Source organism: Kitasatospora sp. NPDC087315, from assembly GCF_044744345.1.
Lineage (GTDB): Bacteria > Actinomycetota > Actinomycetes > Streptomycetales > Streptomycetaceae > Kitasatospora.
Window position 1 is genome coordinate 295,623 of the sequence record NZ_JBIUYD010000006.1, and the last position, 22,057, is coordinate 317,679.

Here is a 22,057-nt window from a genome sequence, read left to right on the forward strand (position 1 = left end):
TCGCCGGGCCGGGGCTCGGGGCTCGGGGCTCGCCATAAAGCAGGCTCATGGCAACGGTGGATCGAACCTTGGACGCATGACCCAGACCGGCGGAGCACTGCGCCGGCTCTGACGCCGCCCGCGTTGCGAAAGAAACGTCCGAAACCACGCGCCCCCGCAGAAACGTTCGGGCACCATCGCGGCCGGCCTCGCCGGTCTGCTCGTCGCCGGAGCTGTCGTCGGCACCGCCCGAGCCGCCGCCGCGTCGCGTGCCTTCCGCTTCGAACGCCTTGTCGGATCCTGGCCGCGCGCTGTCGGACGAACGGCCGGGGGCGGTACCCGGACCTTCCGTCCCGGTACCGCCCCCGACCGTGTGGCAGGCGCAGGCGCACCCGCGCCCGCCCCGGTCAGTCGTCGGGGTCCTCGTCGTCGTAGACCTCGCTGACGTCGAACCGGCAGATCAGCAGCTGCGGGTCGGCGTGCTCGAACGGCTCCGGCAGCCACTCCCCCGGCTCGGTCGGCTCGGCGGCGGCGACCCAGAGCGTCGAATCGGCCTCCTCCAGGCCGAACTCCTCGCTTCGGGCGGCGATCTCGTCCGGCTCGTACTCGCCGAACAGCACACCGATCGCGGCGTTCACCCCGCTCGTCCCGCCCCCGCCCGGGGTCAGCGAGTCGTCCAGCCGCTCGGCCTGGGCGCGCAGCCGCTTCGAGTCGACGATGTGGTAGTCGCGGCGGATCAGCACGCTGATCGCCTCGGGCTGTTCGGGGCCATGGAAGCCGCCCGGGCCCTCGTCACCGGGGACCTCGAAGGGGGTCACCTCGTCGTAGACCTCGTAGAGGAGTTGGTCGTAGGCGATGGCCGCCGTCGCGAGCTGCTCGTAGGCGGCGAACACAGCGGGATCGTCCGCTGCGCTGGGGCTTGACACCGCTTCCAGATGACGGTCGATGGCGGCCTTGACCGCCTCGGCGGCGGCGCGTACCTCGGCAATGGTGGGCTGCGCGGCATCAGACATGGTGCAGACGCTATCTCCCCTCGGCGTCACCACGCACAGCGGTTGTCACCTACACCCGCGATTTCACCGCAACTTCCCCCCTGATGTCCGATCCGCGTGCTTCTGTGCCCGCGCACGCCCTGTGCGAGGGGCGCGAAACGGCACTGCGGGGTCCGCCCGGTGCCGCTTCGCGAGCCGTGTTCCGGGTATCCCGTCAGCAGGAGAAGCAAAGCTGACGAACAGTCAGGCGGGCGGGTGGCCGACGGACGGAAAGCGGCCGGCAGCGGGCCGGCCCACGGACGGCTGCGGGCCCGCTGCGGGCCGACGGGCTCCGGAGGGAGCGCGCGAGGGGCGCGTGGGGAGCGAGGCCGAAAATACCCGGCCGGTTGTCGGAGGCAGGCCGTAGGCTTGCCCGCAGGTGTCCCTCAGGAGGAGCGTTTTGACCCCACCGAAGCCGGTCCGGCAGCCGGAGTACGAGTACCAGTCGCTGCGCATGCCGCGCGGCACCAGCCGCAACGCGGCACGCCAACTGCTCACCGAGCACGCCGAGTACGGGCACTGGGAGCTGGACAGACTACGCCTGTTCCCCGACGGCAGCCGGACGGTGCTGCTGCGGCGGCGGATCATCCGGCAGGTCAGGAGCTGGTGACGGGCGCACCGCCCCGAACCTTTCCCACCCCGGGCACTCCCCCCGGGCGTTCACGGTCTGGGTGTCACTGCCCGGCCGCCCTGCCCCAACCCTTCCGGCCCCGGCCCGTCCGACGCCGACTTCCCAGGTGCCGAGCCCGTCCTGAGGGCTCCCTGAGCATTCACGCGCCCTGCGGCCGTCCGTTCTGTCCGACGGCCGCGGGGCGCGCGACATCGACCGCCGCCTCCGATCGAGGCGCCCGGCTCAGCGCGCGCCGGCGCGGGAACGGCGGTAGAGGACGCCACCACCGAGCAGCAGCGCCAGACCGGCCGCGCCGAGCAGCTCGGTGCTGCCCGCGCCGGTCGCCGCCAGCTGGCCACCACCGGGCGTGGAGCCCTTGGTGACGCCCGAGACCGGAGTCGCCGAGCCGCTCGGGCTACTGGCCGGGGTCGTGCGCGTGCCAGGGGTCACCGGCGGGGTGGGAGTGGGGGTGACCGACCGCGGAGTGGGCGGCGGGGTCTCCCCGGTGGGCGGAGAGGTCGGCGTGCACGGCTGGCCGGGGCAGGGCGTCGGCGAGGGCGAGACGCACTCCTCGGAGCACTCGTGGTGCGGCGGGGCCACCGGGGCACTCACATTGCCGCAGCCGTTGCCGAACGCGGGGTTGCCGACGCCGACCACGTCGACGGTGTTGCCGCAGGCGTTGACCGGGATGTCCACGGGCGCCTGGACGCTGTTCCCGGAGAGCACACCGGGCGAGCCGGCCGCCGTTCCGGAGGCCGACGCCCCGGAGGCGGTCTGGCCGGAGGAGGCCTGGCCCGCGCCCGCGCTGCCCGAACCCGCGTGACCGGAGCCCGCGTTGCCCGAACCCGCGGTGCCCGAACCCGCGTGGCCGGATCCGGCCCCACCGGGGTGCCCGCTGACGTTGGCGCAGTGGTTGCCGTACGCCGGGTTCAGCAGGCCGATCACGTCGACGGTGTTGCCGCAGGCGTTGATCGGCACCTCGATCGGCACCTGCACCGAGTTCCCGGAGGCCACGCCCGGCGAACCGGCCGCGACCCCCTGCGCGTCGGCGCCCGCATAGGCGTAGCCGGCGGCCGAGGCCAGAACGCCACCGGCGGCCACAGCCGTGAGGAGCCCCTTCTTGGCTACATTCCTCATATTTTCCCCTGACATATTGAGACGACAGGACGACCTGCTGAAAGTCGGAATTTCCGAATGGATAGCAAGGTCTCCGCGTGCACACGGAATAACGAAGGTCCGGCGGAGAAGTTGGGAGAAACAAACCTCTTTCACCCGATCGAGGGATGACCCCGACCACCCCTGAGGGAACCCCGCCCGGCCCTGAGCAGGCAAGCGCCCCCGGTGCGGCGTTTCCGCCACCCGGGGGCCGAGCGAGTCGATCCGATGATCAGCCGATCATGCGGTCAATCGGGCGCTCAGAAGCCTGCGCGACTCAGAAGTTGGCGCAGTGGTTGCCGAACGCCGGGTTCAGCACACCGATCACGTCGATGGTGTTGCCGCAGAGGTTCACGGGGATGTGCACCGGGACCTGGATCTGGTTGCCCGAGACGACGCCCGGGGAGCCGGCGGCCACACCGTTGGCGGCGGCGCCACCGTGAGCGGACGCGATACCGGCGGCGGCCAGCACCAGGCCGCCGGTGGCGGCGGCAACGGCGGCGATCTTCTTGACCTTCATCATTCCTCCTGTATGGATAACGCGACCCGTTCGGCGGGCTGCATAGGAGTGAACGAGAGTGTGGCAAACGGGGTACGGAGCGCTCCGCCCATTCACCCGCAACGGTGATTCACCGCACAGATGATCGACCCGAATAGTCAAGCAGAATCGTTTCTGTCGATCTCCTCCTCGCTGTCCCAAATCATTAGCTCGGACAATGCGGTCGGCCCGCCCCCGGCACTCCGGGAACGGGCCGTCCGGTCACTGCGCCCGGCTCGCGCCGGCCCGGCGGACCTCGGTCAGCAGGCGTCGATGAACCGGTCCAGCACCCGAACGCCGAACTTCAGACCGTCCACCGGCACCCGCTCGTCGACACCGTGGAACATCCCCGCGAAGTCCAGCTCCGGCGGCAGCTGGAGCGGCGCGAAGCCGAAGCAGCGGATGCCGAGGTCCTGGAACGACTTGGCGTCCGTGCCGCCGGAGAGGCAGTACGGCACGGCCCGCGCGATCGGGTCCTCCGCCCGCAGCGCGGTCTGCATCGCCTCGACCAGCGCCCCGTCGAAGCTGGTCTCGATCGCCTTGTCCGAGTGCAGGCTCTCGCGCTTCACCCGCGGGCCGAGCACGCTGTCCAGCTCGGCCAGGAACTCCTCCTCGTAGCCGGGCAGGAAGCGCCCGTCCACGTGCGCCGTCGCCTGCCCGGGGATCACGTTCACCTTGTAGCCGGCGCCGAGCATGGTCGGCTGGGCGGTGTTGCGCAGCGTGGTGCCGATCATCTTGGCGATGCCGCCCAGCACCCGCAGCGTCTCGTCCATGTTCTCCGGGTCGAGCTTGACGCCGAGCGCGTCCGACAGCTCGTCCAGGAAAGCCCGGACGGTCTTGGTGATCCGCAGCGGGAAGGTGTGCCGCCCGAGGCGGGCCACCGCCTCGCACAGCTCGGTGATGGCGTTGTCGTCGTTCTCCATCGACCCGTGCCCGGCCCGGCCCTCGACCGTGAGCCGCATCCAGTGCATGCCCTTCTCGGCCGTCTCCACCAGGTACAGCCGGACCTGGTCGTTGACGGTGAAGGAGAAGCCGCCGACCTCGCCGATGCCCTCGGTCACGCCCTCGAACAGGTCCGGGTGCTTGTCCACCAGGTACCGGGCGCCGTACGTGCCGCCCGCCTCCTCGTCCGCGACGAAGGCCAGCACCAGGTCACGCGGGGGCTTGCGGCCGGTGCGCAGGCGGTCGCGGACCACCGCCAGCGTCATCGCGTCCATGTCCTTCATGTCGACCGCGCCGCGCCCCCAGACACAGCCGTCCGCGATCTCGCCCGCGAACGGGTCGTACGTCCAGTCCGCGGCATTGGCCGGCACCACGTCGGTGTGGCCGTGGATCAGCAGACCCGGGCGCGAGCGGTCCTCCCCCTCGATCCGGACGACGGTCGAGGCGCGGCCCTTGGCCGACTCGAAGATCTGCGGTTCGATCCCGAACTCGGCAAGCTGCTCGGCCACGTACTCGGCGGCCTTCCGCTCCCCCGGCCCGGAACCGTCACCGTAGTTGCTGGTGTCGATCCGGATCAGATCGCGGCAGATCCCGGCGACCTCCGACTCGGCCGTCACCTTCGGCGCCGCCGCCCGCTCCGTCGACTCGCTCCGCTCGCTCACGGTCACTCCTCGTCTCTGCCCGCACGGACGCGACAGCGCGCCACCCCCAGGACCTGCACCCAGGTCGTACGAGCACGTCCGCCCATCCTCCCCCAGCCCCCCACCCGGATCCACCCCGCGAAGCCCGCGGACACCTCCCGAAACCCCCTGGTCACACCCCCGCCACACGCCACCACCAGCCCCCGTCACCGGCCCCGCACTCCCACCCCCGGCCGTTTTGGGACCGCCAGCCGATCTTTGCTACAGTTACATCTGTCAGCGCGACCGACAAGGCCGCAAAGACAAACACCCGGTCCGGGTGGCGGAATGGCAGACGCGCTAGCTTGAGGTGCTAGTGCCCTTTATCGGGCGTGGGGGTTCAAGTCCCCCCTCGGACACCAGCAAGGCCCCTGTTTATCAGGGGCCTTTTGCTTTTCCTGGCTGCGGCGTGACCACCCGCGCGACCAACCGCCCGGCGAATCCCCTGTGAGACCGGGGCAGACAGGTCAACCCTGCCAGCATTGCTCGCGACCGGCTTTCCGGCCCCGTCCTCACGACAGTGCCCGCACCGGGCCATCGTGTAGCCCGGCGAGCAATGCCGAACGTTCGCCGACACCTCCCAGCCGCAGATGTCTCTCGGACCCACGCCATCAGGTCGAAGTCCTCGGCTTCATCGGCCAGCTCGCGCACCCCGGCGCAAGAGGCCTTGGCCGCGGTGGACCTGTCGGCGTTCACCGCCTTGCGGAGGAGCCGCGCGAAGGGTGCCGACGTCCCAACCCGCCACGGTCTCGACGATCCGGGCGTCCTGTCAGAGCGCCTCCTCGACCCGCACCTGCCCGAGACATGCAGAGCATCGTTCTCCGGAGTTGTACCGGCTCAACAGCGCCCGGCACCCCCCGCAGTGGCGTCCACTCATCTCGGCCACCACCCAACCCCCTTCGGAACGAATCTTGCTCAGGCCGGCATGCCACCGCCTTGCGGGTCATGCGTTCCGCTCGGGAACTCCAATTATGTTGCTGCTGACAGATTCTGACGGCCAGAATGGTCAAGAGCCGTCCGAGTGGCGGGCGGTTCGCCGAACCCCTGGCAGCCCGTATTCTTCTGGTTGTTCATGCAGCACATATCGACAGGAGGCATGACAGTGGCCGGCGTCAAGCAGGGCGATTGGGTGGTCGGTGCAGCGGACCAGGTCGTCGCCGAGGGCAAACGCCGCGGCCCTGGTACGCCCCTGGTGTGCGCCTCCGGGATCAGCCCGTCAGGCCCGATCCACCTGGGCAACCTGCGGGAGATCATGGTTCCGCACTTCGTCGCCGATGAGATCCGACGGCGCGGGTTGGAGTGCGAGCACATTCTCTCGTGGGACGACTACGACCGGCTCCGCAAGGTCCCGGCGGGTCTTCCGGCCTCGTTCGCCGAGCACATCGGGCGGCCCCTGACGGCCGTGCCGGACCCCTGCGGTGAGCACGAGAACTGGGCGGAACACTTCAAGAGTCCGTTCCGGGCAGCGCTCGCGGACCTAGGCGTCGAAGTCACCGAGATCAGCCAGACGCAGATGTACACCTCAGGCGCCTATCGCGAGCAGATCCTGCACGCGATGCGGAACCGGGAGAAGATCGATGCCGTCCTCGGCCGCTACCGCACCAAGCAGGCGCAGGCCGCAGAAGCCGAGGTGGACGAGGACGAAAGCGACGAGGGAGCCACCGACAGTGGTTACTACCCGTACAAGCCGTACTGCGCGGCATGCGGGCGGGACACCACGGCCATCAGCTCCTTCGACGAGGACAGCACCGAGATCCGCTACACCTGCCAGTGCGGCCACAGCGACGGCTCCGCGCTCTCCGAGGGCAATGGCGGCAAGCTGGTCTGGAAGGTCGACTGGCCGATGCGCTGGGCGCACGAAGGCGTCACCTTCGAGGCCGGCGGGGTCGACCACTCCTCCCCCGGTTCAAGCTTCACCGTCGGCTCCCAGCTGGTGCGGGAGGTCTTCAGCGGCCATCCCCCCACCTACCTCGGATACTCCTTCGTCGGCATCAGCGGTGCCGCCAAGCTGAGCGGATCGGCCGGCGGTGCTCCGACGCCCACCAACGCCCTGCAGATCCTCGAAGCACCGCTGCTTCGGTGGCTGTACGCCCGGCGGAAGCCGAACCAGGCGATCACCGTGGCCTTCGATCAGGAGGTCAACCGGCTGTACGACGAGTGGGACGCACTCGGTCGTAAGGCCGCCGCCGGGCAAGCCGAGCCGACGGAACTGGCGGTGAGGGAGCGGTCGATCGGTTCCGCGACTCGGACACTGCCTACCACCGAGTTGGTCCTGCCGTTCCGGACACTCGCCTCGGTGGTGGACATCACCACCGGCGACGAGGAGCAGACGCTCCGCATCCTCCGGGACTTCGCTGCGGAGACGCCGCTGGCAGACCTGGACCAGGCCCGACCTCGGCTCGACCGCGCACAGGCCTGGGTGACCGGCTATGTTCCGGCCGAAGAGCGCACGCAGGTTCGGACAGAGCCCGACCTCGCGAGGCTGGAGCAGTTGTCGCCGGCCGAACGCGAGGCGCTGAAGCTCCTGATCGACGGGCTGGACGAGCACTGGTCACTGCCCGGGCTGACTGCCCTCGTCTACGGGGTGCCGAAGCTGCAGGCCGGCCTGGAGCTGGACGTACCCGCGACGCCGGAACTGAAGACGGCTCAGCGTGCGCTCTTCTCGTTGCTGTACACGCTGCTGGTCGGGCGGGACACCGGTCCGCGGCTTCCCACGCTCCTGCTGGCCCTCGGCGCGGAACGCATCAGGTCGCTGCTGACCGTCGCATGATTCGATGGGGCGGGGTCCGACATGGCCCCGCCCCGTCTCCACTCGCTCCTACGCCACAGTGCCGGGGGACCGGCGGAGGCCGGTGAGGCTGAGGATCTCGTCTGCTACGGCCCGGGCGCTGCGTTCTGCGGTCTCCAGGTGCGTCGCGAAGAGGGGCTCGGAGAGAGCGGCAAGGCAGCGTTCGACCTGCAGGCCCTCCCAGCTGAGTTCACCCCACTTGTCCGGGCCTTCGCCCCGGGCGCGGAGGCGGTCCCGGATGGTTGCGGCGTCGGCGAGCAGGGTGAAGTGGTGTACCTCTTGGCCCTGTTCGCGCAGCGTCCCGACAACCTGGGCGAAGACGGTAGTGCGGCATCACCTCTGGGGCATCGCTGGTCGACTACCTCGCCGAGCAGGTGGAGGCCACGGAGGAGACAGAGGCCGGACGGGCTGTCAGGTCAGGTCAGGTCAGGTCGTCGAGGAGCAGGTGCAGGGCGGACTCCTCGTGCAGGGCGGTGCCGAGGGTGGTCATCGCGGGAGCGAGGGAGTGGTCCCAGGTCGCGGGCACGGGTGGGCCGGACAGTGGGAGGGGCGGGCTGCCCTGGGCGCGGGTGTGGGCGGCGAGGTGGGTGTAGTCGGCGGCGGTCATGCGCCAGGGGTGGGCGCGGTAGCGCTGGATGAGGCGGTTGGCGAGGGCGATGCCCGGCCAGTCGAAGTCTCCGTGGTAGGCGAGTTCGCAGCCGGCGGCGGCGAGCGCGTCGAGGAGTTCGAGGACGACGGTGGCCGCGCTCCCGGAGGTGCAGACCAGTGGTGCCGTGCGGGCGGCGTCGGCGGCGGCTTCGACGACCCGCGGGTTCTCGCAGATGTGGATCCGCGTGCCCGGTGCGGGTGCGGGGTCGAGGGAGCGGAGTTCCCGCAGGGTGAGGTGGGTCTCGGTGTGGTGGTCCGCCCGCTCGCGCAGGGCCCGTTCGCGCCAGCCGTTGGAGACGGGGCGCAGGCCGTAGGTGAGGACGGTGCTGGACACCTCGTCGGGCGAGACGGACACGAGGCGCCAGAGGGAGCGGCGGCTCGGGGCGTCGGGGGGCGGCGGTTCGTCGTGAGCGAGAGCGATGCCACGCAGGACGAACCGGGAGAGCAGGGTGTCGTCGTCGAGACCGTGTGCGGTGCCGGTGACGAGGGAGGCGAGTTCGCCTCGCCCGCGGGGCTGGTCCGCGGCGTCCCCGCCGGTCAGGAGCAGACCCAGGACGTGGATCGCCTGCCGGAGGAGGTCCTTGGCGTCCTCGTGCCCGAGACGGCCCGGGGTGCCGCCGCGGCGGATGTCGGTCAGCCAGCGGTCCGCCCACTCCTGGCCGGCGAGGGGGGAGGAGGCCAGCGTGCCCGCCGCCGACTCCCAGAGGTCGGCGCGCTGCGCGTGGACGGTGGCGCGGGCGGCGCGACGGTCGGTGAGGGGGCCGCCGAGTTCGCCGGCCGCGTGAACCAGGCCGCACTGGGCCGCCGTGACGCGCAGGCGGGTGTCCAGGTCGGCGAGCCGTACGGTGGCCTCGGTGCGGGTGACCGGACGGCCGAGCAGCAGGGAGAGCGCCTCGCGTTCCGACGGGTCGAGCCCGGTGAGGCGGATGCTTCCGGTGGCCTGGAGGCCGTTGCGTTCCAGCCGGGCGCGGACGGCGGCCCACAGCCGCGCGAGGCCGGGCCTCGACAGCCAGTCCCTCACCTCCGCGGGCAGCGCGCGGGGGCTGTTCACACGTCCACCAGTCGGCGGCTGCGGCCGTTCCAGGTGTAGTGGAGGGTCGCGACGCCCCGGTGGTGCGGGTCCCGCAGGCATTCGTAGATGTGCAGGGACGGCACGTCGGGCCAGTTGCCCATCAGCCGCTCGCTGGTGAGGACGAAGTCCAGGTCGAGGTCGACGAGGATGCGGCCGAGCCGGGCGTGGGTCGGCTCGTCGACCTTGGCGAAGGCGTCGTCGAGCAGTATGAGGCGCGGGGCCTGGGGGGCCGACTCCGCGAGGGTGGTGAAGTGGGCCGCCGCCGCGGCGAACAGCACCAGATAGGACAGGACGCGCTGCTCGCCCTGGCTCAGGCCGGTGCGCCCGGTGAACTTGCGTCTGCGGACGGCCGCGGAGTCGTCGATGACCCACGGCTGGAAGGTGAACCAGGAGCGGTAGTCGAGCGCGGTCCGCAGGTGGGCGGCGTACCCGGCGGCGGGGTCGGCCCGGCGGGCGTCCTCGATGCGCCGCTGAAGCACCTCGCGCAGTTGCTCGGACTGCTCACGGGTCCGCAGACCGGACGGGCCGCGCAGCAGTTCCACCGCCGCCCGGACGTCGGCGTCCACGGTGTCGGCCAGCCGCCAGTCGAGTTCGACGCCGAGGCCGTGCGAGGTGCGGACCGAACGAAGGGTGTCGTTCAGGGCGTTGACGAGGGCTCCGGCGGCCAGCACCTGGCTGGAGAGGTTGTCGCCGAGCTCTCCGGTGAGGAAGCGCTGGAAGACGTCGCGTTCGCGCTCGGTGAGCCGGGCCCGGGCCTCGCTCGCCTGCGCGGCGATGCGTTCACCGACCAGCGCGACGTCGTGCTGCCCCGTGTCGTCGACGAGGCGGCAGACCTTGACTCCGTCGGGTTCCTCCAGCGCGGCGTCGTAGCCGCCGGCGAGTTGGTCGCGCAGGTCGTTGAAGCGGTTGAGCAGCGTGGTGTCCGAGATGTCGCGTCGTTCGGGATCGAGTGAGCCGCGGAGGTGGTCGAGGAGTCCGCGCAGCGCCTTGAGCCGGGTGCGCGCGTCGTCGTGTGCCGGGTCGGGTGTCGTCAGTTCGGCGGTGCGGTCGGCCAGGCCGGCGCCGCGCAGGACTTCGGGGGCCGCGAGCGCGGTGCGCAGTTCCCGGCCGCGGTGGATCACGGCCGTCTCCTGGGTCGCGAGGTCGCTGCGGCGGACGTGTTCGTCCTGTTCGGCCCGCACCCGCTCGTCGTGGAGGTCCGCCGCTTTGGCCTCGGCCCTGGGCAGTTGGTCGGCGGCGGCCACGAGGCGGCGGCGGATCGTGTCCTCGGCAGCGAGGAGCTGTTGTTCGGAGGCGCCGACGGTCTCCTCGAGCGTGCGGATCTCGCGCCGGGCCTCGGTCAGGTCGGCACGGCGCCCCGCATAGGCGGAGTCCGCGGCCGAGCGACGGGTACGGGCTTCTTCGAAGCCGTCGCGTTCCGCCCGGTGGTCGGTCACGGTCCGCGCCGCGGCGAGGAGGTCGCGGCGCAGGCGCACCGTGCCGGCCGTCAGGTCGCGGAGGGCGTCGCGCACGGTGTCCAGCAGGGCCGGGTCGACCGGCAGGGCGTGTGCGGTGGCGGTCGCCTCGGCTTGCCGCCGGGCCGCCACGCTCGCGGCCCGGGCCTCGGCCGCCTTCGTCGCCGCCCTGGCCGTGGCCTGGACGAGAACGTCCTCGGCGAGTTCGGCCGCGGCCAGGTGGGCCCAGGCATCGGTGAGCGGCCGGGTTCGCGGCAGGTCACGGAGGGCGGTCGTCAGCGCGCCGAGCCGTTCCGACAGCTCGTTGAGGCGGGCTTCCTCCTCGGCCAGCGCGTCCTGTGCGGCCGCGATGCGGTCGGCGAGTTCGGCGATGTGCCGGCGGCGGGTGGCGGCCCGCTGCTCCGCGCCGACGTACTCGGCCCGCGCCTTCGTGTACGCGCCCTGTGCGACGCCGAGCCGCCACCGGCCGTCGGGGCTGATCGCGCTGTGAGCGGTCGCGTCGAAGGGCGTGCCGGCCGGTACCAGGTGGATGGAGGCCAGCAGGGCCTCGATCCGGCCGGCCGTCACGGCGCTGCCGGGTGCGACGACCGGGCGCAGCGCCGCGGCGAGGGTCGGCCCTTCGGTGACCTCGGCGCCGGGGCGGAGCAGGGTGTCCTGGGTGAGCGGGTCGAGCAGGGCGCCCTCGGCGGTGATCCAGGCGTCGAGAAGCCCGCCGGCTTCGAGTGCCGCCTCCAGTCCGGCCTGGTCCGGTGCGGTCAGGCCGTCCGCGAAGTCGACGGCCCGGTACAGCGGTGCTCCGGTCGGCCCGGACCGGGCGGAGCCCCGGTGCGCGGGGCGCGGCGGTTCCGGGTCCGTCCGCTGTTCCCACTCGCGCTTCTCACGGACCAGGGCGTCGAGCGTGAGGGACAGGTTGTGAACCCGGGGGGTCGTCCGGTCGCGTTCCCCCGCGAGCCTGTCCAGGACGGGGTTGACGCTCCGCTCGGCGGTCTGTGCCACGTCCTCCCAGACCTCGGCGGGGAGCGCGCGGTCGGCGAAGGACCCGTCGCCGGACCCGTCGCTGGACTCATCGCGCGCGACCACCGCGCGGACATCGTCCAGAGGCACCCCGGCCAGGCGCTCCAGGCGCTCCGCCCAGGCGGAGACCTGCGCCGCGTACCCGTCGCCGGCTGCGAGCACCGCCCGGCGGCGCTGCCCGGCCCGCTCGGTGGCCTGCTCGGCCTGCTCGCCCAGGCGTTCGCGTTCCACATCCGCGTCGCGCGCCGCGACGGCGGCGTTACGGGACTCGGCCAGCAGACCGGCGAGCTCGCCGACCGTTCTCATCCTGGCCTTGGCGACCGGTTCCGCGGCCGCCAGCGACGCGTCCCACCGCCGCAGCTCCCCTGCCAGCGCCACCGTGTCGTACGCCGCCACCCGGTCCCGGCCGACCGGATGGGCGACGCCGTCGGGATCGAGGATCTCCTCCTCGCCGGCGGGTGTGAGGACGACCGGCGGGACCGCGGCCGGCTCTCCCAGGTGAGCCGGACCGATGCCGGACCTCTCCGCCGCGTCGCGCAGCTCCCGGTGTGACTCGCCCAGTCGGCGCAGCCCGGTGCCGACCCGTTCCGCTCCGGCGGACACGGCGGCGCCGGCGGCATGCTCCCCTTCGTGGGCCACCCGCAGCATCTCGAACGCCGTCCAGGCCGCGACGCGCACGGCCTCCACCGTCCGGCGGCGCTCGCCGAGTTCCTGCAGGCTGCGGTAGCCGGTGCTCTGGCGCAGGGCGGCGAGGTCGGCCCTGGCCTCCTCCTGCTCCGTGCGCAGCTGGTTCCGGATCTCCGTGGCCGCGGTCTCCTCGGCCCTCAGCCCGCCGACGAGTTGAGCCGCTTCGCCGGCCGCTCTACGCCGGGCGGCGAGGGTGTCCAGCTCACTGTCGACGGCGCCGGCACGCCGGCGCAGCACCCCGTGCAGGTAGCCCCGGTAGCCGCCGAGGAAGTGCCGCAGCGCGGCGTCGGTCTTCTCCAGCCGTCCGAGGTCGTCGCGGACGCTGTCGAGGTCGTCGAGGTTGCGGGCGACCTTCTCGACCACGTCCTCGTCGAGTGCGGGGAGGGTCTCGCTGAGGACGGTGACCAGGCCGCCGGACTCGATGCGGTCGCCGATCGTGGGGCGGCGGAGCCGGTGGAGCAGCTGGGTGAGGTTGCGGTAGCGCGCGCTGTCGGTGAGGCCGAAGAGGTCCCGGGCCACTCTCGCCCGGTGGTCGGCGGGCCGTTCCAGGACGTTCTCCGCGCCGACGGCGGCGCGCAGCCGGTCGAGCGGCAGCGGCTGCCCGGCCTCGGCGAGGAGCAGTTCCTCGCCCACGCGTCGGGTGGTGGTGAAGAAGTGCGGCTTGGCGGTGCCGGTGGATTTCGAGGCGCGGACGGCGGCACCGACGGTGAGGAACCGCTCGGTGCCCTCGTCGTCGGTGCGGCGGAACTCGACCCACAGATAACCCATGCGGTTGGTCTGTTCGAAGCCGTCGAGCATCAGCCAGGCGAGGGTGGTGCGGCCCGTTCCGGTGGCGTCCAGGGCCCGGGCGTCGCCGTCGAGGAGATAGGGCAGCAGCATCTCCAGGGCTTTGGACTTCCCTGCGCCGTTCTTGCCGCGCAGCAGCAGCCGTCCGTCGCCGAAGCGGAACTCCTGTTCGTCGTACTGCCAGACGTTGCGGATGCCGGCCCGGTGCAGCCGGAAGCGGTGGGTGGCGTGGTCGTGCGGTGCGGCGGGCGCGGACTGGCGGCTCACGAGGTCGGGTCTTCCTGAATCGGTGCTGTCTTCGGGCCGGTGCCGGCCGGCGGGCGTTCGGTCTGCCGGACCGAGACGGTTGTGGCGTAGCGTGCGGCCGCGGCGAGCAGCACCTGGCCGCCGGCGGGGTGGCCGCGTGCGGCCAGTACCTCCGTGACGGGTCTGCCGTCCGACGAGCCGGTCCCGTAGTCCTCCGGGACTCCGTGGCCGTCGGAGCGGAGCGGGCCCGCGGGAGCGACCAGCCGCATCCGGGTGAGCAGGTCGAGCGCGTCGGCGCGCAGTGCGGCCGGGTCGTCCAGGTAGCCGCGCTGCCAGTTGCCGCGCCGCCCGTACTCCTCGATCAGATCGCGGAGGATCTCGTCGGGGAGCCCCGGCGGGATGGGCACGCCGATGGCCAGCCGGCCGCCGACGGCCGGGTGGCCGGCGTGCTCGGGCCGGAGGTGGCGGACGAGCCGTTCCACGAGCAGGAGCGCGGCCTGGGCGACCGTCCCGGTGCCGGGGAAGGGGAGGTCCGTCAACTCGTCGTCCGCGTCGACCAGGGCGACTCCTTCGGCCCGGATCTCGGCCTCCAGGCCCAGCAGTTCGGAGAAGGCCTGTGCCTCCCTGCGCTGTCGGGTGCGGAGCCACTCGCGCTCACCGTCGGTGAGATCGTCGAGGTAGACGACCGGTGTCTCGACCAGGCGCCGCCGCACATAGGTGCGTGGTCCGCCGAACCCGGGATCGGCGGCGCGCCGGATCAGGTCGGCGCCGTCGCGGCTGCGCGCCAGCGGGCCGGCGGTGATCGACCTCGCGATCTCGCGGTCCACCGTCAGCAGTGCCTCGCCCCCGAGCTCCTCCGTCACCGACCCGACGCTGCCCTCGGTCTCGGTCAGCACGCCCCAGTCGACCAGTTGTCGCAGCGCGGCGGCGAGAGTCCGCTTCTCGGCCTGCCGGCCGGTGTCGGCGAGTTCCAGGCCCGCGTCCACCGCTGCCGCGCGCAGGTCCGCCACCAGGTGCGACAGCAGGATCTGCTCGGGTGCGGTCACCAGGACCGCGAGGGCGAGGGTGAGGTAGGCGTAGGTGCGGGGGGTGAACGGCGTACCGGTGGAACGGACCAGGCGGTGGCCGGCTCCGGGGCCGAGCCCGGCTTTGAACAGGCGGGCGAACGAGGCCTCCACCAGCAGCCGGTATCCCAGCACCTGTTGGAAGCGCTGGGAGAGCCAGTCCGCGTGCCGCCGGATCAGGGGGAAGGTGTCGGAGTGGGGTCCGTCGGCCGTCACCAGCGGGTGGGCGAGGAGCAGCCGGGCGGCGGCCCGGCGCTCGGCGGCCAGGGCGACATCGTGTGCGGAGGGCAGGACCATCAGGCGCCCACCTCCGCCGCGGCGGTCGGCCGGGCTGCGTCCGGGAAGGCGGGACCCGGCAGGGCGGAGCCCGGGAAGGCGGGGCCCGGCAGGGCGGGAACGCCGTACCCGGTGACCGCGATCTCCAGATCGTCCACCGTCAGATCGCCGTCCACGGAGTACAGCACCGAAGCGGCGCCGGTGACCCGCCGGGCGGTCAGCCCGATGTCCAGTTCGGCGTCGCCCGCGGAGATGTCGTCCAGTGCGAAGTCGGGCGCCCCACCGGCTCCGTGAACGGATCGGCGCAGCTGGGCGTTGCCGAGGGCGGAGGCCAGCAGCTCCAGCAGCAGCGCCATCGCGGCGGCCGTCAGCCGGACCTGCCCGAACCGGCCGGAGGCGCTGCGCAGTTCGTCGGCCGCGGCCTGCCGGGCGGCCGCCCGGGCCTGGGCCTCCTCCAGCAGACGCCGCTTCTGCGCGGAGTGGTCCTCGACGGCGGCGGTACGGCCGCGCTGGGCACGGCTCCCCCGCTCGCGCAGGGCCACCGGCACGTCGGCGACCGGCCCGCTCCACCAGCTGACGTAGGCGGGCACGGCCCCGTCCGGGTCCGGTGCCACCCCCAGGTGGCGGGCCCCGTAGAGGCCGAACGCGGCGACCGCGAGATCGTGCGCGCCGTCCGGGTCGGCGGCGTCGAACCAGGCCGCGAGCCGGAGCAGGTCCCGGCGCCTCGACATCTCTCCCGACGCCGAGCGCAGCATGCGCTTGGCATTGGCCAGGAGGGACTGAAGGGCCCGGAGCGTGGCGTCCCGGAGCTGGTCGACCTGGCTGCCCTGGCCGTCGGCGGCGACGAACCAGCCGCGCAGGCCTTCCCAGTCCGCGAGCTCCCGCCCGCGACTGCGCTGGACCTTCGTCGCCGCCGGCCCCGGGGCTCCGGACGGTCCCGGGGCTCCGGACTGGCCCGACGGGAGCCCGGTCAGGCCGACCGCGTGCTCGTCGATCCGCTGGAGCAGCCCCGGCAGAGCGGGCCAGAGCTCCGCCAGGCTCGCCGCGATCCTCGGTGACCGGAAGGACACGTCCTCGGTGATGGCCTCCACGTAGTCGAGCAGCAGGCCCTTGAATCCCTGGTACTCGCCTCCGTCCAGGTCGTAGCGGGTCAGCACCTGACCGAGGTACGCGTAGAAGTCCCGTACGGACTCGGCGAACTCCGCGAACTGCACGAACAGGGTGCTGACCTGCTCCAGCGCCTCCTGCGGATCGGCCCCGCCCGGCCGCCGCACGGCGGAGACGAGCTCGCGCAGCCCCCGGTCCACCAGTGCGAGCAGCTCACTGCTCACCTCACGGGCGGCATCCGCTCCCGCGAGCACCTCGTCGGCGTCCCGCTGTACCCGCTCGCCGAGCTTCGAGAGCTGGTACCGCGCCCGCGAGCGCTGGTACTCGGTGATGCTGGCCGCCTTGACGGCGTGCGTGCTGCGCAGCAGGTTGCCCCACTTCACCAGCTGTTCCAGCCTGGCGGTGACCGTCTCGGAGTCGAGCGGCCCGGTCGGGGCGCCGTCCGCCGCGAGCTTGGTCAGGACGTCCGGGACCGCCAGATCGGCGAGCAGGGTGGAGCAGAACACCCGCATGACCGCCACGTACTCCTGGCGCTCGGGCGCGCTCAGATAGGCGTACGCGGTCAGACGCTGCCAGAGCCGGTCCTCGTCGGCCCCGCCCTCCGGCGGCACCGCACCGTCTGAGTGACTCCGTGGCTGGTGGGACTGCTGCTCCATGCGGGTGAGGGTAGCCTCTGACGCCGACGATTCGGGCCCGACCGATGGAATCGGACGCATTCCAGCGGAGCCGAGCTCCGCCGGAACACCCCGGTCCGGCCCTTGGGTCCCGCTGTCCGACCCTGCCGGGAGGTCAGCCGGCCCGGGTCAGCGAGCCCATCGCCGTGGGCAGGTCGCCCCGCGAGCTGACCCGCAACTTCCGGTAGGCGCGGGTCAGATGCTGTTCCACGGTGCTCACCGTGACGTACAGCCGCTTGGCGATCTCCCGGTTGGTGTGGCCGTGGGCGGCCAGCTCGGCGACCCGGCGCTCGGCGTCGCTGAGCACCGCGTCGGCCACGGCCGGGGCGCTCTCCCGGACCGGCCGGTCGCCACCGCTCCAGCCGAACTCCACGCCCAGCAGCCGGGTGAGCGGCCGGGCCTGGCACTCCTCGGCCAGCATCCAGGCGCGGCGGGCGGTGAGCCTGGCCCGGCGCAGCTCACCCAGGTCGTGGTAGGCCCTGGCCAGGTCGGCGAGCGCCCGGGCGAGCTCGTACCGGTCGCCGGCTTCTTGCAGGATGTCCGCGGCCTTGCGCAACAGGGCCGGGCGCTGGCGCAGTTCACAGGTGGCGGCAAACTGACGCATCGTCACACCACGGGCCCGCGGCTCGGACTGGCCGAACATCGTGAGCTGCTCCTCCAGCAGGCGGCGGGCCTCCTCGCGGTCGCCCAGCTGCAGCATCGCCTCGGCGGCCTCACCGCGCCAGGCGACCAGGCCGGGCACGTCCAGTCCCCACTGGCCCATCAGGTCGCCGCAGGCGAGGAAGTCCCCGAGCGCGGCGTTCAGGTCCCCGGTGGACAGCTCGTACCGGCCGCGGGCCTGGAGGTAGTGGAGACCGTAGCGGCTCTGCAGCATCGCCTCCGGGACGGGCAGGTTGAGCTGGTCGGCGGCCTCGTCGTAGCGGCCCATCGCGGTCAGCGCGGTCAGCAGGCTGGCCAGCGAACCGCCGACCGCCACACCCCAGCTGCCGGCCGGGATGATCTCCAGCGCCTGCCGGGCGTGCCGCTCGGCGCCGGGCAGGTCGCCCTGCCGGACGCTGATCTCGGCCCGGATGGTCGCCAGCCGCGCCTGGCGGCCCGGGGACTGGCGGGAGATCGCCTCCGCGATCAGGCCGTCGCACCAGGGCGCGGCCCGGTCGGCGCGGTCGCCGTAGGTCAGCGCGAGCAGCGCCGACTCGACGGTGTCCATGCCCATCTCGTCCAGCCGGGAGGTGCGCAGGATCCGCTCGGCCTCGGCGACCACCTGCTCGGACGGGCCGCTGCTGAGCACCGAGTCCAGCGCGGTGGCCGCCTCCAGCCGCCGGCTGACCGCGGTGAACGGCCTCGGGCGCGGGCCGGGAGCCTCCTCGGCGGACGGCACATAGGCCAGGAACGGCGCGTACCAGCAGCGCAGCCACGACCGGGTGGTCCGCAGCTCGGCCGCGGTCTCCGGGTCGTGCCGCCCGTTCTCCAGGCCGAGTCTGGACAGCACGTCCCTGGCGTCCTCGAAACGGCCGTGCCACAGCAGGGCCTTGGCGAGCACCAGGCCGTCACTGGGGCGCAGGTGGCCGCGGTGCAGGGCGTTGGTGAGCTCGGCGAGGTGCGGGGTCGGGGCGCTCGGGTTGATCCGCCACTCGGCGCGGACCAGGGCGGTCCTGATCCGGGCCAGCCGGGGCTCGTCCTGGCAGACCCGGCAGGCCAGCCGCAGGTACTCGACGGCCTGGCCGACCCGGCCCTCGGCCAGCGCCAGCATGGCGGCCTCCTCCAGCACCGGGACGGTCCAGGGCTCCTCGACCCGCCCCGAGGCCAGCAGATGCTCGGCCGTCGCGGCCGCGGCGCCCCCGTTCGCGTACAGCAGTTCGGCGGCCCCGCGGTGCAGTTCGGACCGGCGCCCGGGGTCCGCGTCGAGCAGGACGGCGGTCCGCGCGACCGGGTGCCGGAAGTCGCCGGAGTGCAGCAGGCCGCACGCCTCCAGCTCGCGCAGACCGCCCGCCACCTCCGCGCCGTCCAGGCCGAGCATCCGGCCGACCCCGCCCGGGGCGCCGAGCACGGCGAGGCCCTGCGCGAGCGGGAGCAGCCCGGGGGCGCTCCGGTGCAGCAGGCTGCGGACCGCCTGCCCGTAGCCGTCGGCGACGGTCAGCGCGTCGTCGGCGGCGCCGGCCCGCACCGCGGCGAGCTGGCCGTCGAGCAGGGCGGTGAGCAGCAGCGGGTTGCCACCGCTGATCCGGTGGCACTCGGCGGCGAGCCGGTCGGCGGCCTCCCGGCCGAGCCGCTCGGCGACCAGCCGGTCCACGCCGCCGGGGGTGAGCAGCGGCAGGACCAGGCTGTGGCACCCGGGGCGGCGCAGCAGCTCCAGGTGGAACTCGGCGGTGCGGTGGGCGGCCTGGCCGGAACGGCCGAGGACGATCATGATCCGGGAGCGGCCCAGCCGGCGGGTCAGGTAGGAGAGGCAGGCCAGCGAGTCCGGGTCGGCGTGCTGGACGTCGTCCACCACCAGGGCGAGCGGCCGGCGCTCGGCCAGGTCGAGCAGCAGTGCGCTCAGGTCCCGGGCGGCCGAATGCCGTCCGTCCACATCGGCGGCGAGCAGCTCACGGACGGTGGCCCGCTGCTCGGCCGGCACCGGCGCACCGCGCAGCAGCTGACCCAGTACGCCGAGCGGGAGGCCGGCCTCGGCGGCCGACCCGACCGCGGTCAGCGGCAGCGCGCCCGCCTCGGCCGCCTGCTCGACGAACTCGTCCAGCAGTGCGCTCGTGCCGGTGGCCGCCGGGCCGCTCACCACGGCGATCCGGCCCCGGCCCCCGACCGCCTCGACCAGCAGGCCGGCCAGGAAGGCCAGTTGCTCATCGCGTTCGACCAGCATCATTGCTCAGGCTTCCTCTCGTACGTCTGTGGGGCGGGGTGGCCGGTCAGCGGTGCTCGGCGGCGGCCGGGCCGGGGCCCGCGGTCCGGGCCGGGTCGGGTTCGGCGGCGGCGGCCTCGGCCTCGGCCTCCAGCGCGGCGAACCCCTTCCCGATGGCGTCCTGGTGCGAGCCGGAGAAGGCGGCGTGCACCAGTTCGCCGCCGTAGGGGTGGCGGCGGGAGACCGGCAGCCCGGAGCAGTGCTCGACGGTCCGGCGTATCCGGTCGATGTCGGAGAAGTCGATGCCCGGGTCGATGCCCCGGGTCAGCAGGTTCAGGCCGAGGGTGACCAGGCAGACGTTGCCGGCCCGCTCCCCACCGCCGAACAGGCAGCCCTCGACCCGCTTCGCCCCGCCCAGCAGGGCCAGTTCGGTGGCGGCCACCCCGGTGCCCCGGTCGTTGTGCGGGTGGATCGAGAGGCAGCGGTACTCGGGGCGGGAGAGGTTGCGGTCCAGCCACTCGATCTGGTCGGCGAACACGTGCGGCATCGAACGCTCCACCGTGGCCGGGAAGTTCAGCACGATCTCGCGGCCCGGGCCGGGCTCCCAGAGGTCCATCACCGCCTCGCAGACCTCGACCACGAACTCCGGCTCGGTCTCGTTGAACAGCTCCGGGGAGTACTGGTAACCGACCTCGCAGCCGGCCGGCAGCCGCTCGGTGTACCGCATCATCGACCGGGTGCCGCGGACGGCGAGGTCGACGCACTCCTGCCGGCCGATCCCGAAGACGAGGTCGCGGAAGACCGGCGCGGTGGCGTTGTACACGTGGACGGTGGCGCCGCGGGCGCCGCGCAGGCTCTTGACGGTACGTTCGATCAGTTCGTCGCGGGCCGGCACCAGCACCGAGATGCGGACGTCCTCGGGTATCCGGTCCTGATCGATCAGCAGTCTGACGAAGTCGTACTCGTCCTGGCTCGCGACCGGGAAGCCGACCTCGATCTCCTTGTACCCCAGGTCCACCAGGAGTTCGAACATGGCAAGCTTGAGAGCCGGTGTCATCGGGCGGACCAGGGCCTGGTTCCCGTCCCGCAGGTCCGTGGAGAGCCAGCGCGGCGACGCGGTGAGGGTTCGGTCCGGCCAGGTGCGGTCGGGCAGGGTCATCGGAACGAACGCCTGGTAGCGCCGGGGCAGCCGGTCAGCCTTCACAGTCTGATTCCCTTCACAACTGTTTCCGTTGCGGGCATGCGGGAAGTACCGGGCCGGTTGCGGCCGACCCTGCCATGCTCACGCTAGAGAGCCGCCGGAGCCCCGGACAACGGTGTGGAGAGCGCTGTCGGTCCATCCGCACCGGAGGGATGAGCAGAGGGGTATCGAAGGGAGTACTGGCCGGGCCACCCTCGGGCCACTCCTCCTCGACGCCCGGACCACCTGCGGTGCGGCTGCCCATACTCGGAACGGGAAGACGACTTCCCGTCGCCGACGACGACGGGGCACGACAGGGCCTTTGAGGGGAAACCGGTGGCGACACATATCCGAGAGACCGTCTGGAACTGCCTCCGTGAGGCCCGCCCGGCGGTGCAACTGGCCTTCCTGCTGCGCTACCTGGCCGGCGCCGTGCTCGGCGATCCGAGTGGCTTCCCGCACCTGGGCCGGGTGGCGGTCGGCGCGTCGGGCTGGTGCCTGGCCACCACCGCGGTCTACCTCTTCAACGGCGTGGCCGACCGCCCCGAGGACATCCGCAACGGCTCCACCCGGCCGATCGCCGACGGCCGCCTGCCGGCCCGCACCGCGACAGCCGCGGCCGTCCTGCTCTCAACGGCCGGGCTGGGCTGCTCCTTCACCCTCGGGCCGGGCCCGGGCGTGCTCGCCGCACTGTACCTGCTGCTCGGCTACGCCTACTCGGGCCCGCCGTTCCCGCTGAAGAAGACGTACTACACCTGTACCGCGACCGGCCTGGCCGCCGGACTGGCCACCTATCTGGCCGGCTTCCTGGCCGGCGGGCACGGGCTGGACGACTCGCTGCTGGTGTTCGCCGGGATGATGACGCTGTGGATGGGCGGAGTCGGCGGGGTGGCCAAGGAGTTCTCCGACATCGAGGGCGATCGCAACGCCGGGCGGCTGACCTGGCCGATCGCCTTCGGGGTGGCCGGCGCGACCCGGCTGCTGCGGCTGCTCGCGGTGGGCGTGGCACTGGCCTTCGGGGCGTTCGCGGGGCTGTACTCCACCGGGCTGCTCTGGTGCGCGGTGACGGTGCTGGCCGGCGCCGTCGGAGTGCTGGCGACCAGTGGGGGGCTGCGCGACCACGGCGGGCGTCCGCAGCGCCGCCGGCCGTACGTGGCCTTCATGTGGACCCAGCACGCTACCCATTTGGTCCTCGGTCTCACCATTCTGGCCAAACCCTTGAGTTAGTTGAAGATTCGAACACGCTCGACCGGCAAGGGCCACTGGCTGAATCCATGTTCATGCCCCCGA

At 72.7% G+C, this 22,057-nt stretch carries 12 protein-coding genes, 1 tRNA gene and 1 pseudogene; 4 read left to right on the plus strand and 10 right to left on the minus strand.

Translation table 11 applies throughout. The annotated features are described in order from the left end of the window. Positions 1 to 386: 386 nt before the first annotated feature. Positions 387 to 992, minus strand: a complete 606-nt coding sequence (locus tag ACIO5D_RS11595) for a hypothetical protein (protein WP_363608815.1) — start codon at positions 990 to 992, stop codon at positions 387 to 389. A gap of 418 nt (positions 993 to 1,410) precedes the next feature. On the opposite strand from ACIO5D_RS11595, the gene ACIO5D_RS11600 reads away from it, so the two are divergent. Continuing rightward, on the plus strand, positions 1,411 to 1,620 hold the full coding sequence (locus ACIO5D_RS11600; RefSeq protein WP_363608817.1) for a DUF5703 family protein: 210 nt from the start codon (positions 1,411 to 1,413) through the stop codon (positions 1,618 to 1,620). A gap of 243 nt (positions 1,621 to 1,863) precedes the next feature. On the opposite strand, the gene ACIO5D_RS11605 is transcribed toward ACIO5D_RS11600, so the two are convergent. The 3 genes from ACIO5D_RS11605 to ACIO5D_RS11615 all read right to left on the minus strand — a co-directional run bounded on the left by ACIO5D_RS11605 (position 1,864) and on the right by ACIO5D_RS11615 (position 4,917). Continuing rightward, complete coding sequence (locus ACIO5D_RS11605; protein WP_400653623.1) at positions 1,864 to 2,757, minus strand: chaplin; 894 nt, start codon at positions 2,755 to 2,757, stop codon at positions 1,864 to 1,866. Positions 2,758 to 3,052: 295 nt separating this feature from the next. Continuing rightward, positions 3,053 to 3,295, minus strand: a complete 243-nt coding sequence (locus ACIO5D_RS11610; protein WP_400653624.1) for a chaplin — start codon at positions 3,293 to 3,295, stop codon at positions 3,053 to 3,055. Positions 3,296 to 3,573: 278 nt separating this feature from the next. Next, positions 3,574 to 4,917 (minus strand): M20/M25/M40 family metallo-hydrolase, encoded by a 1,344-nt coding sequence (locus tag ACIO5D_RS11615; RefSeq protein ID WP_363608823.1) that lies wholly within the window; start codon positions 4,915 to 4,917, stop codon positions 3,574 to 3,576. A gap of 292 nt (positions 4,918 to 5,209) precedes the next feature. Here ACIO5D_RS11615 and ACIO5D_RS11620 point away from each other — a divergent pair. Further along, a tRNA-Leu gene (locus ACIO5D_RS11620) sits at positions 5,210 to 5,297 on the plus strand. Between the two features lie 734 nt (positions 5,298 to 6,031). Beyond that, positions 6,032 to 7,705: a lysine--tRNA ligase gene (lysS, locus tag ACIO5D_RS11625; protein ID WP_400653638.1), complete on the plus strand. Its 1,674-nt coding sequence runs from the start codon at positions 6,032 to 6,034 to the stop codon at positions 7,703 to 7,705. Positions 7,706 to 8,144: 439 nt separating this feature from the next. Here lysS and ACIO5D_RS11630 read toward each other — a convergent pair whose 3' ends face one another. The 6 genes and pseudogenes from ACIO5D_RS11630 to ACIO5D_RS11655 all read right to left on the minus strand — a co-directional run. Beyond that, positions 8,145 to 9,422 carry a TIGR02679 family protein gene (locus ACIO5D_RS11630; protein ID WP_363608825.1) on the minus strand — a complete coding sequence of 426 codons (1,278 nt, stop codon included), beginning with the start codon at positions 9,420 to 9,422 and terminating at the stop codon, positions 8,145 to 8,147. Further along, a complete protein-coding gene (locus ACIO5D_RS11635) occupies positions 9,419 to 13,651 on the minus strand; it encodes a TIGR02680 family protein (RefSeq protein WP_400653639.1) in 4,233 nt (1,410 codons plus the stop codon). The genes ACIO5D_RS11630 and ACIO5D_RS11635 overlap by 4 nt, the downstream gene beginning before the upstream one ends. Then, complete coding sequence (locus ACIO5D_RS11640; protein ID WP_363608829.1) at positions 13,648 to 14,991, minus strand: TIGR02678 family protein; 1,344 nt, start codon at positions 14,989 to 14,991, stop codon at positions 13,648 to 13,650. Before ACIO5D_RS11640 ends, ACIO5D_RS11635 begins: the two co-directional genes overlap by 4 nt. Beyond that, positions 14,991 to 16,733: a TIGR02677 family protein gene (locus ACIO5D_RS11645; RefSeq protein ID WP_400653640.1), complete on the minus strand. Its 1,743-nt coding sequence runs from the start codon at positions 16,731 to 16,733 to the stop codon at positions 14,991 to 14,993. The genes ACIO5D_RS11640 and ACIO5D_RS11645 overlap by 1 nt, the downstream gene beginning before the upstream one ends. A 133-nt stretch (positions 16,734 to 16,866) precedes the next feature. Further along, the gene (locus ACIO5D_RS11650) at positions 16,867 to 19,611 is read right to left on the minus strand and encodes an AAA family ATPase (RefSeq protein WP_400653641.1); all 2,745 of its coding nucleotides are present in this window, start codon (positions 19,609 to 19,611) and stop codon (positions 16,867 to 16,869) included. Between the two features lie 70 nt (positions 19,612 to 19,681). Next, positions 19,682 to 20,791: pseudogene (locus ACIO5D_RS11655) on the minus strand (2-isopropylmalate synthase); the annotation flags it as partial. A 312-nt stretch (positions 20,792 to 21,103) separates the two neighbouring features. Here ACIO5D_RS11655 and ACIO5D_RS11660 point away from each other — a divergent pair. Next, on the plus strand, positions 21,104 to 21,994 hold the full coding sequence (locus ACIO5D_RS11660) for a UbiA family prenyltransferase (RefSeq protein WP_400653642.1): 891 nt from the start codon (positions 21,104 to 21,106) through the stop codon (positions 21,992 to 21,994). Positions 21,995 to 22,057: the final 63 nt, after the last annotated feature.